This window comes from Kribbella sp. NPDC020701, assembly GCF_055562215.1.
Genome location: NZ_JBVHFT010000019.1, coordinates 51,334 through 60,813 on the forward strand (window position 1 = coordinate 51,334; position 9,480 = coordinate 60,813).

Genomic DNA, 9,480 nt, shown 5'->3' on the forward strand with positions numbered 1-9,480 from the left:
GTGCACAGGGAAGCCGGTCCGAGTCCGGCGCTGACCCGCAACCGTAGGCCACCTCAGGTGGCGAGCCGGAACACTGTGCCGCAGGGAGACAGGCTCAACTACCCGCCGTGGTCCGCGGGTGGAGCCCCTACCCTGCCGGAGCAGGCGGGACCTCCTCCACCGGGCCATGAGCCCGATAGAGGACACGAGATGACTGCACACCGGACCGTACGACTGGTCCTCGCCACGCTGGCGGGTCTCCTGCTGGCTGGGACCGTCGCCACCACCGCCCAGGCCGAGGACGGCTATCGCTTCTGGGGCTACTACCAGTGGAGCTCAGGCCAGTGGGCCTTCTCCCAGAAGGGCGCTGACGCCGTCGTCCCGGCCGACGGGGCGGTGGAAGGCTGGCGGTACGCCGTCGGCGGCGCCAAGCCCCGCGTGCCGCGCGCAGCCGGCGACTTCGAAGCCATCTGCGGCAAGACCCCGGCGGAGACCGGCAAGAAGCGCGTGGCTCTGGTCGTCGACCCCGGTACGCCGGAGGACGCGGCCAGCGGTGAGACTCCGGGACAGGCCACCGGCACCTGCGTGGTCACGGACGCCCAGGCGAACGGCGCCAAGATCCTCGCGGCGGTCGCGCCGGTGCGGATCGAGAAGGGCCTGACCTGCGGCATCGCGGGCTATCCGGCCAAGGGCTGCGGCGATCAGGTGAAAAGCATCCAGGTCCCGGCCACCGACACCCCGGTGACGCTGCAGATCGGTGCCGCGGTCGGCTCGACCGCGGTGACCTCTCCGGCCGCCTCCTCCTCCGACGACGGCGGTGATGGTGCGCCGTGGACGGGCATCATCATCGCCGCTGTGGTCGTGCTCGCCCTGGCCGGCGGCGGTCTGGCCCTCAACCGCCGGCGCACCGCCAAGTAAGTGCGTACTGTCCATCAACTGACGCTCCCCCGGGCACTCCACCCGGGGGCCTGGTGGCTGTGGGCGCTCGGCATGGCCGTGGCGGCCAGCCGGACGCGGAACCCGGTCCTGCTCGTGCTGATCCTCGCAGTCACCGGATTCGTGGTGGCCGCCCGCCGCTCCGACGCTGCCTGGGCCAGCAGTTACACCGCGTTCCTCAAACTCGGTCTGGTGGTCGTCGGCGTCCGCGTGGTGCTGCAGGCACTGCTCTCCACCCGTTCGCAAGGGAACACGGTGCTGTTCATCCTGCCGCAGATCCCCTTGCCTGACTGGGCAAACGGGGTCAAGCTCGGCGGCGAGGTCACCCTCGAGGCACTGCTGACCGCGCTGTACGACGGCTTTCAGCTGGCGGTCATGCTCTGCTGCATCGGTGCGGCCAACGCACTGGCCAGTCCGCGGCGGCTGCTCAAGTCGTTGCCCGGGGCCCTCTACGAGATGGGCGTTGCCTGTGTGGTCGCGCTGACGTTCGCACCACAGTTGGTGACGGACGCCCGCCGGATCCGCGCTGCCCGTCGCCTCCGCGGCCGCACCCGCGGCTCCTTCCGTACGACGGCCATGCCGGTGCTGGAGGGTGCCTTGGACAGGTCGGTGGAGCTCGCCGCCGCGATGGACTCTCGCGGCTACGGGCGTACGGCGCAGGTCCCCCGGGCGCAGCGTCGTACGACTGCGGTCTCCGTCCTGCTGGGGTTGCTGGGCATTCTGCTCGGGGTCTATGCGTTGCTGACCGACGCCATGTCGTTCCCGATCGCCGCGGCCACACTGGTCGTGGGACTGCTGCTTTCCGTCGGAGCCATGGCGATCGGGCGGCAGCGGGTCACGCGGACGCGGTACCGGCCTGACCCTTGGGCGCTGCCCGAGTGGTTGGTCGTCGCCTCCGGAGCAGTCGCAGCCGGAGCCATGGTCACTGCGGCGGCGCGCGGTGTTTACGGTCTGCTGCTGGCTGGCCCGTTGGTGGTGCCACCGGTTCCGGTGCTGCCGGTTGTAGGCGTACTGATCGGACTGGCGCCGGCGCTCGTCGCACCGCCGCTGGTCAGGCGGGCGGTCACATGATCGAGTTCGACCGGGTGACAGTCACGTACGACGGTGCCGCGGAGCCAGCGCTGCGGGACGTGAGCTTCTCCGTGCCCGAGGGTGAGCTGGCGCTCGTGATCGGCCGGACCGGTTCCGGCAAGTCCACGTTGCTGCGGGCAATCAACGGACTGGTGCCGCACTTCACCGGCGGCACGCTGTCCGGCCGGGTGTTGGTGAACGGGCGGGACACCCGCGAGTACCGGCCGCGCGACCTGGCCGATGTGGTCGGTCTGGTCGGGCAGGACCCGATGGCGGGGTTCGTCACCGACACGGTCGAGGACGAGCTCGCGTACAGCATGGAGTCGCTCGGTGTCGCGCCGGATGTGATGCGGCGACGGGTCGAGGAGACTCTGGATCTGCTCGGGTTGGCCGACGTACGGGATCGGGCGTTGACCTCGCTGTCCGGTGGACAGCGGCAGCGGACTGCTATCGGTGCCGCGCTCACTTCGCATCCTGCGGTGCTCGTGCTGGACGAGCCGACGTCTGCCTTGGACCCACAGGCGGCCGAGGAGGTGCTGGCCGCACTACAGCGGCTCGTGCACGACCTGAGCGTCACTGTGGTCATGGCGGAGCACCGTCTCGAGCGAGTGATCCAGTACGCCGATCGCGTGATCGAAGTACCGGGCGGAGCGGCTGCCGTGTCCACTGGACTTCCGGCGGACCGGATGATCACGGCACCGGTCGCACCGCCTGTGGTGGAGCTGGGACGGCTGGCCGGTTGGTCTCCCCTGCCGCTGTCGGTGCGCGACGCCCGGCGGGCTGCTGTGGCGTTGCGGAGCCGGCTGGACTCTACTGCGCCCCAGAGGTCGGTTGCTGTGCACGGTGCGGAGCTCGCGCGGTCCACTGACCTGGTCGTTGCCTACGGCGACGTCATGGCGCTGCGTGGAGTGTCGGTCAGCATCAACGCCGGTGAAATCGTCGCGCTGATGGGCCGCAACGGCGCCGGCAAGTCCACACTGCTCAACGCTCTGGTGGGCATCGTGCCGGTCCGCTCCGGTACGGCGATCGCCGCCGGAGCCGACCCACGTCGTACCAAGCCTGCGGAGCTGGTCAAGGCGGTCGGACTGGTGCCGCAGGAGCCCGCTGACCTGCTGTACGCCCCCACGGTCGCCGAGGAGTGTGCGGCCGCCGACTCCGATTTCAGCGTGCAGGCGGGCAGTTGCCGTGCCCTGCTGAGTCGGCTGTCGCCCGAGATCGACTTCGCGATGCACCCACGAGACCTCTCCGAGGGACAACGGTTGTGTCTGGCGCTGGCCGTCGTACTGTGTGGCGCTCCGCCGCTGGTACTGCTGGACGAGCCAACGCGCGGGCTGGACTACGGCGCCAAGCGGCGGCTGGTGGCGATCTTGCGCGAGCTGGCTGCGGCCGGGCATGCGGTCGTGCTGTCGACGCACGACGTGGAGCTGGTGGCTGAGGTCGCCACGCGCGTGATGGTCCTGGCCGAGGGCGAGCTGGTGAGCGACGGCGAGACGGCGGCGGTGATCGCGGGGTCTCCGGCGTTCGCTCCGCAAGTGGCCAAGATCCTTGCCCCACTGCCGTTCCTGACCGTCGGCGAGGTCGCGACCGCACTCGAGCGTGCGTCATGAGTGTGCTCCGCGTCCCTTCGCTCCGGCTGGTCCGGCTCAAGCCCCGGAGCACAGCCACCCTCGTGGTTGCGTCGTTGGTCGGGCTGCTGGCGTTCGGGTGGCCGCTGTTCCTCCACACCGACCAGGTGGGTGCGTCCGCGATCGGGCACACCACGGATGCGCCCTGGCTGTTCGTGTTGCTGCTGCCGCTGCTGGTGGCCGTCGTACTCGCGGAGCTGTCCGAGTCGGGCATCGACGCGAAGGTGATCTCGCTGCTCGGCATGCTCGCGGCCGTGGGGACTGCGCTCCGGGCGCTCGGCCCAGGTACGGCTGGGCTGGAGCCCGGGTTCTTCCTGCTCGTGCTGGCGGGGCGGGCGTTCGGAGCCGGGTTCGGGTTCGTGCTGGGGGCGGTGTCGTTGCTGGGTGGTGCGCTGATCACCGGTGGGGTCGGACCGTGGATGCCGTTCCAGATGTTCGCCTGCGCGTGGGTGGGGTGCCTGGCCGGGCTGCTGCCTCGGGTGGGCGGGCGGTTGGAGTTGATGGTGCTGGCGGCGTACTCGCTGGTGGCCGGGGTGATGTACGGCGTGGTGATGAACCTGTGGTTCTGGCCGTACGCGACCTTCGGCAGCGACTTCTCGTTCATCCCGGGTGACGAGCTGGCCGCCAACCTGCACCGGTACTTGCTGTTCGTGGTCGCGACGTCGCTGGGGTGGGACATCCCGCGCGGGGTGCTGTGCGCCGTACTCGTGCTGACGCTCGGTCGCCCGATCCTCAACGCCTTCCGCCGGACGGCCCGCAAGGCTGCCTTCGACGCACCGGTGCGCTTCGAAACCAGGAGCTCAGATGTCTGAACGAATCCTCATCCTCGGCGGTGCGCGATCGGGTAAGTCGATCGCTGCCGAGCGCCGCCTGGCCGCGGAACCCGACGTCCTGTACGTCGCAACCGGCGGAGACGACTCCGGTGACGCGGAGTGGGCCGAGCGGGTCGCCAAACACCAGGCACGCCGACCGGCCACCTGGGGTCTGGTCGAGACGATCGACTTGGTCCCGTTGCTCGAGTCCGCCGGTCCGCCGCTGCTGATCGACTGCCTGACGCTGTGGCTGTCGCGCACCATGGACACCTTGGAGATCTGGTCCGACCTGAGCCGGGCCGGGCTGATCGAGCAGCGCATCGCGGACCTCGCCGAGGCGTGGTCGCGGACGCCGCGGATGGTGATTGCCGTGAGCAACGACATCGGCTCCGGCGTCGTCCCGGCCGACGCCGGCACCCGGCTGTTCCGCGACCTGATGGGCCGCCTCAACACCGCCATCTCCCTCACCTCCGACCAGGTCCTCTGGACCATCGCCGGCCGAACCCTCCCCCTCACATGACCCCGCCTCCCGACGACGAGGCCGACCGCCAACGTGGCGCCGCAGGCGATGCCGGGGGTGGCACCGCAGGCGATGGCGGAGGTGGCGCCGCAGGCGATGCCGGGGGTCGCGCCGCAGGCGATGGCGGAGGTCGCGCCGCAGGCGATGGCGGAGGTCGCACCGCAGGCGATGGCGGAGGTCGCGCCGCAGGCGATGCCGGAGGTCGCGCCGCAGGCGATGGCGGGGGTAGCGCGGGGGGTCATGGCCAGGGTGGTGCGGCGGGTGACGGCCAGGGCGGTGCTCGAGGTGATAGCCGGGGTGGCGCCTGGGGTGATGGGTTGCGGCTGGCGGTGGGGATGCTGAGCGTGCTGCCTGCGGGGATGCCGTCGCGGGTTGATCGGGTGGTTGGTGGGCGGGCGATGGTGCTGGCGCCGGCTGTCGGGGTGCTGCTTGGCGGGGTCGCGGCTGGGGTTGTGGCGTTGGCTCAGGTCGTGCAACCGGACGCGGAGTTGCTGGCCGCGGTGCTCGGCGTACTGGTGGTGGCAGGGCTGTCCGGGGCGCTGCACCTCGACGGGCTCGCCGACTTCGCGGACGCCCTCGGCAGCCGGCGGGACCGCGAGACCATGCTCCGGATCATGAAGCAGAGCGACATCGGGCCGTTCGGCGTCGTGGCCATCGTCGGCGTACTGCTCGTGGACGTCGCCGCCCTGACCGCCTGCATTCAGGCCGGCTTCGGTTGGCAGGCCATCCTGATCGCCACGACCGCGAGCCGTCTGACGCTCCCCTGGTCCTGCCGCACGGCCATCCCCGGAGCCCGCCCGAACGGTCTCGGCGCCCTGGTCGCCGCCACAGTCCGCCCCCTCACAGCCACCCTCACCACAGCCGCCGTACTAGCCGCCGCCCTACTCCTCGCCTGGCTCAGCGCACCACTCGCCACGCCCTCAGGTGCCCCGCTCACAGCAGACCAGGTCGTCAGCCGCCACTCCGACGTGCTCCTACTCGCAGGCACCACGACAGCTGTCTTGCTAGCCGTCGCCACCAGCTTCGCCACCACCGGCCGCGCCCGAACCGCCCTAGGCGGAACCACCGGCGACGTCCTCGGCGCCACCATCGAACTAGCCCTCCCGGTCACCCTCCTAACCCTCGCCCTAACGGCATAACCCCGCCCCTCCCGGCACCCGCCGCATGGCGCCACCACCAACCGGACCACCACCAGCACGGCGATCAGCCCGGTCAGGCCCAGCTCCTCGGCGCTCCCCGCACGCCTTCCGCACCGCCCGCTCGCTCCACCGGCACACGCCGTACGCCGCTTCCGCCACCCGCTCGCTCCACCGGCACACGCCGTACGCCGCCTCCGCCACCCGCTCCCTCTCACGACTCCCCCGCTCGCTCCAGCGACACGAGTCTCACGGAACCCTCACCACCCCGCGCCCCCACGCCTTTGCTTCCCACACCCGCGCCCCCGGCACCCGCCGTACAGCAGTTCCACCACCCGCTGTCCGCACCGCTTCCCACCCCGCCCGCCCCGCGGACCTGCGCCACTCACCAACCCGGCCGGCTGGGTGCCGCGATCCGGCTGGCGAGCGTGACCCAGCTACGGAGAGCACGGTTGGTGAGTGGCGCAGGTCCGGATCGCCACGCCATCACAATCCCACCCGTCACGGCACCCGCCGCGGGAGTCGGGCGTGCCGGAGCGATTGTGATGGCCTGGCGGTCCGGGCGCTCCCACCGCCCGTACCCAGCACCGCCGGCATCCGCCGTACCGCGCTGCGAGCACCCGCTCGCCGCGCGCCTTCAAGTCCCATCGCGCGCTCGCTGTGCGGCGCTTCCGTCGTGCGCTTGCCTCAGAGCTTCCCCACGTCGTGCTCGCTGCAGTTGCACACGCCGTGCGGCTCCTCCACCACGCAGGAGACGGGGTGCATTAATGTCACCGATGGACGGTGAAGTGGGGTAGTGACGGCGAGGTCGAAGGATGATGTTTGTGGTTCACGGCCGGTGTGCGGCGGCATACGCCCCGCGATCCGTTATCTTTATGTAATGAACGCAACCCGCCCGGCGCCGGGATCACAGGCTTCGCTGCGCGAAGCCAACCGCGCGCGCGTTCTCGGAGTCGTCCGCCAGCACGGCCCGCTGACCCAGGTCGAGATCGCCGCCGCGTCCGGCCTGTCCGCCGCCACCGTGTCGAACATGGTCCGCGAGCTCGACCAGGCCGGCGCGGTCGGCCTGTCCCGGAGCATCCGCAACGGCCGCCGCGCCGTGCTCGTCTCACTCGCGTCCGGCGGCGGCCTGCTGGCCGGCGTCGCGTTCGGCGAGCGCGACGTCCGGGTCGCGATCGCGAACGAGTCCCGCGAGATCCTCGCCCAGCAACTGATGCCGCTACAGGCCGACCACGTCGCCGACGACGGGATGGAACGTGCCGCCCGGCTGCTCGCCGACCTCGCCGAGACGGTCAGCTCCGGTGTCGAGGACATCGCCGCGATCGGATTCGGCCTGCCCGCGCCGGTCGACTCGGTGAGCGGCGAGGCAGGCTCCGACGCGGTCCTGCCGGGCTGGCGCGGCGTCAACGTCGCCGAGGCGATGGCCGGCCACCTCCGGGCGCCGGTCGCGCTCGACAACACCGCGAACCTCGCCGCTCTCGGCGAACTGCGCAATGGCGCCCTGCGCGGCGTCCGGCACGGCTGCTACCTGAAGTTCTCGTACGGCGTGGGCGCCGGGATCGTGCTGGACGGCGAGGTGTTCCGCGGCTCGGCCGGTACGGCGGGCGAGATCGGCCACGTCACGATCGACGAGAACGGGCCGATCTGCCGGTGTGGCAACCGCGGCTGCCTGGACACATTCGTGGGCTCGCGGGCCCTCATCAACAGCCTGGCGGCGTCGCACGGCCCGCTCCGCCTGAAGGACATCGTTACCCGCGCTCTGGCCGGCGACCTGGGCTGCCGCCGGGTGATCGAGGACGCCGGCCGCCGGGTCGGCGTCGCGGTGGCCGGCCTGGTGAACCTGTTCAACCCCGAGGTCATCGTGGTCGGCGGTCTGATGGCCGAGGCCGGCGACCTGATCATGGATCCGCTCCGGGAGGCGCTGGACCGGTGCGCGATCCCGAGCGCCGCCGCGACGGTGGAGCTGCGGCGGCCCGAGCTCGGCGACGACGCCGACATCGAAGGCGCCATCCACCTGGCGTCCGTCCTCAGCCACTCGCACGCCCTCAGCGCCCCGGCCTGAGTCCCTTCACCATCCACCGCCCCGGAAGCCCCACCTGACTCTGTTACGCCAATATGTCTATTTCTTGAATTCAAGTCTTGACGTCAAGGCCGTCGGCCGCTTGACTTCGGGGCAGGCCTACTCGGGCCTGTCACGTCAAGGAGCCGCCGTATGTCCCTGTCAGCATCCCGTCTCGTCGGCCTCGGCATCGCCGTTTCCGCACTCGCCGTCTCCCTCGTGGCCTGTGGCTCCGACGACGGCGACTCCGGCAGCTCGGGCGGCGCGAAGAAGGTCGCGCTGCTGCTGCCCGAGTCGAAGACGACCCGCTACGAGGCCCTCGACCGGCCGCTGTTCACCGAGGCGCTCAAAGCGGCCTGCGGCGACTGCGAGCTGATCTACAGCAACGCCGACCAGGACGCGGCCAAGCAGCAACAGCAGGCCGAGGCGGCCCTGACCCAGGGCGCGAACGTCCTCGTCCTCGACCCGGTCGACGGCAAGGCCGCCGCCGCGGTGGTCGCCTCCGCGAAGGGCCAGAACGTCCCCGTGGTCGCCTACGACCGGTTCATCGAGAACGCCAACTACTACGTGTCGTTCGAGAACGAGGCGGTCGGCAAGCTGCAGGCCCAGACCCTGCTCGACGCGCTGAAGGCGGCCGGCAAGACGTCCGGCAACATCGCGATGATCAACGGTTCGCCGACTGACCCGAACGCGGCCGACTTCAAGAAGGGCGCGCACAGCGTGCTCGACTCCAGCGGCTTCAAGGTCGCGGCCGAGTTCGACACCCCGGACTGGAGCCCGGACAAGGCGCAGGCCTGGATGGAAGGCCAGCTGAGCGCGATCAAGAACGGCCTGGTCGGCGTGTACGCCGCCAATGACGGCACCGCCGGTGGCGCGATCGCAGCGCTCAAGGGTGGCGGCGTGACCCCGCTGCCGCCGGTCACCGGTCAGGACTCCGAACTGGCCGCGATCCAGCGGATCGTCGCCGGTGACCAGGCGATGACGATCTACAAGGCCGTGAAGCCGCAGGCCGAGGCCGCCGCGAAGGGTGCGGTCGCGCTGGCGAACGGGAACAAGCCCGAGTCCACCGCGGACAAGAGCGGCGTACCGTCGACGATTCTCGACCCGGTCGCCGTCACCAAGGCCAACATCAAGGACACCGTGGTGAAGGACGGCATCTACAAGGTGACCGACATCTGCACCGCCTCGTTCGCCGCCGCCTGCAGCGCCGCGGGCCTGAGCACCAACTGACCGCCCCCTTGGTGTTTTCCCCCCATTAGGTTGGGGGGAACACCAAAAAAACGTCCCCCCCCCATCCCGAACCGTTTTCCCCCCTCCCCCTTCCCCCGGGACCAAAACCAGG

Annotated in this window: 9 protein-coding genes; all 9 read left to right on the forward strand. The window is 70.7% G+C overall.

The genetic code is table 11. The annotated features are described in order from the left end of the window. Positions 1 to 189 precede the first annotated feature (189 nt). Positions 190 to 897 carry an SCO2322 family protein gene (locus ACZ3HV_RS36025; protein ID WP_465691135.1) on the forward strand — a complete coding sequence of 236 codons (708 nt, stop codon included), beginning with the start codon at positions 190 to 192 and terminating at the stop codon, positions 895 to 897. After that, positions 898 to 1,986, forward strand: a complete 1,089-nt coding sequence (locus ACZ3HV_RS36030; RefSeq protein ID WP_465691137.1) for a CbiQ family ECF transporter T component — start codon at positions 898 to 900, stop codon at positions 1,984 to 1,986. Next, a complete protein-coding gene (locus ACZ3HV_RS36035; protein WP_465691139.1) occupies positions 1,983 to 3,593 on the forward strand; it encodes an ABC transporter ATP-binding protein in 1,611 nt (536 codons plus the stop codon). The genes ACZ3HV_RS36030 and ACZ3HV_RS36035 overlap by 4 nt, the downstream gene beginning before the upstream one ends. Next, on the forward strand, positions 3,590 to 4,423 hold the full coding sequence (locus ACZ3HV_RS36040; RefSeq protein ID WP_465691141.1) for an ECF transporter S component: 834 nt from the start codon (positions 3,590 to 3,592) through the stop codon (positions 4,421 to 4,423). The genes ACZ3HV_RS36035 and ACZ3HV_RS36040 overlap by 4 nt, the downstream gene beginning before the upstream one ends. Beyond that, positions 4,416 to 4,943 (forward strand): bifunctional adenosylcobinamide kinase/adenosylcobinamide-phosphate guanylyltransferase, encoded by a 528-nt coding sequence (locus tag ACZ3HV_RS36045; RefSeq protein WP_465691143.1) that lies wholly within the window; start codon positions 4,416 to 4,418, stop codon positions 4,941 to 4,943. The genes ACZ3HV_RS36040 and ACZ3HV_RS36045 overlap by 8 nt, the downstream gene beginning before the upstream one ends. A 33-nt stretch (positions 4,944 to 4,976) precedes the next feature. Then, on the forward strand, positions 4,977 to 5,285 hold the full coding sequence (locus tag ACZ3HV_RS36050; RefSeq protein ID WP_465691145.1) for a hypothetical protein: 309 nt from the start codon (positions 4,977 to 4,979) through the stop codon (positions 5,283 to 5,285). Then, positions 5,261 to 6,082, forward strand: a complete 822-nt coding sequence (locus tag ACZ3HV_RS36055; RefSeq protein WP_465691147.1) for an adenosylcobinamide-GDP ribazoletransferase — start codon at positions 5,261 to 5,263, stop codon at positions 6,080 to 6,082. The genes ACZ3HV_RS36050 and ACZ3HV_RS36055 overlap by 25 nt, the downstream gene beginning before the upstream one ends. 877 nt (positions 6,083 to 6,959) lie before the next feature. Beyond that, positions 6,960 to 8,141 carry an ROK family transcriptional regulator gene (locus ACZ3HV_RS36060; RefSeq protein ID WP_465691149.1) on the forward strand — a complete coding sequence of 394 codons (1,182 nt, stop codon included), beginning with the start codon at positions 6,960 to 6,962 and terminating at the stop codon, positions 8,139 to 8,141. Between the two features lie 150 nt (positions 8,142 to 8,291). Beyond that, complete coding sequence (locus ACZ3HV_RS36065) at positions 8,292 to 9,368, forward strand: substrate-binding domain-containing protein (RefSeq protein WP_465691151.1); 1,077 nt, start codon at positions 8,292 to 8,294, stop codon at positions 9,366 to 9,368. The last annotated feature ends 112 nt before the right edge of the window (positions 9,369 to 9,480 follow it).